Here is a 1,160-nt window from a genome sequence, read left to right on the forward strand (position 1 = left end):
CGACCCCTTGTGTGTCCGGGATCTGTCAGAGTTGTGGTCGCCACGGGCCGGGGCATGGCCCGGCCCGTGGCGGTGACCGCGAGCCCGTTACCCCTGAGGCCTGCACGCCGTGGATGAGCTGGGGCCGCGGTCATCTTCTTCCTGAACCCGAACAGTTGCCCGGGACAAGACCCCGCACGCAAGGATGGGACGCCGAAGATGAACCAGGACGACTATGTGATCGGCATCGACGTCTGCCAGGAACGGTTGGACGTGGCGGTGCTGCCGACCGGAGAGATCCTCCAGTTCGGCAATGACCTGGCCGGCTGGGCGGCGCTGATCAAGCGCTGCGGCGGGTGGACGGTGCGGGCCATCGGCCTGGAGCCGAGCGGCGGCCATGAACGCCCGCTGGTCAGGGCGTTGCGCGTGGCCGGCCTGCCGGTGCGGCTGGTCAATCCTTACCGGCTGCGCCAATACGCCCGGGCCCTGGGCAAGCTGGCCAAGAACGACGTGGCCGACGCCCTGATGCTGGCGCGCTTCACCGACCAGCTTCCGACCCGCGCGCCGCATCATGATCCCCTGGCCGAGCAGATGGCCGAACTGATCACCGCCCGCCGCCAACTGACCCAGGACCGGATCCGCTTGGACGCCCAGGTCCGGCTGGTCGTCGATCCGGTCCTGCGCCGGATGGCCGGCCAGCGTCTGCGGCGCATCGCCGCCGAGATCCTGCTGATCGAGCGGCGGCTGTCCCAACTGGTCGCCAACGACGAGGCCATGGCCCGCAAGGATCGGCTGATCCAGTCGCTCAAGGGCGCCGGCCCCGTCCTCAGCCAGACCCTGCTGGGCCTGGTTCCCGAGATCGACCAGCTCGACCGGCGACAGCTCGCCGCCCTGGTCGGCCTGGCGCCGTTCGACGACGACAGTGGCAAGCGAAAGGGCAAGCGCTCCATCTTTGGCGGCCGCGCCGAGGTCCGACGCGTCGTCTACATGGCCGCCCTGGCCGCCGCCCGCGGCAACCCCGCCCTCAAGGCCTTCCGCCAGCGCCTCATCGCCAACGGCAAGAGCCCAAAGATGGCCATCATCGCCGTCGCCCGCCGCATGCTCGGCATCATCGTCGCCCTGCTGCGCTCAGGCCAAGCCTGGGATCCGCAGTACGCACGATAAACACAGTTGCTCATCCG

General features: G+C 69.5%; 1 protein-coding gene. It reads left to right on the top strand.

The window, feature by feature from the left end; translation table 11 throughout:
• The first annotated feature begins 198 nt into the window (after window positions 1-198).
• Window positions 199-1,143 (top strand): IS110 family RNA-guided transposase, encoded by a 945-nt coding sequence (locus AC07NX_RS26195; RefSeq protein ID WP_494646054.1) that lies wholly within the window; start codon window positions 199-201, stop codon window positions 1,141-1,143.
• Window positions 1,144-1,160: the final 17 nt, after the last annotated feature.

Source organism: Caulobacter sp. GW821-FHT09A05 (assembly GCF_059418465.1).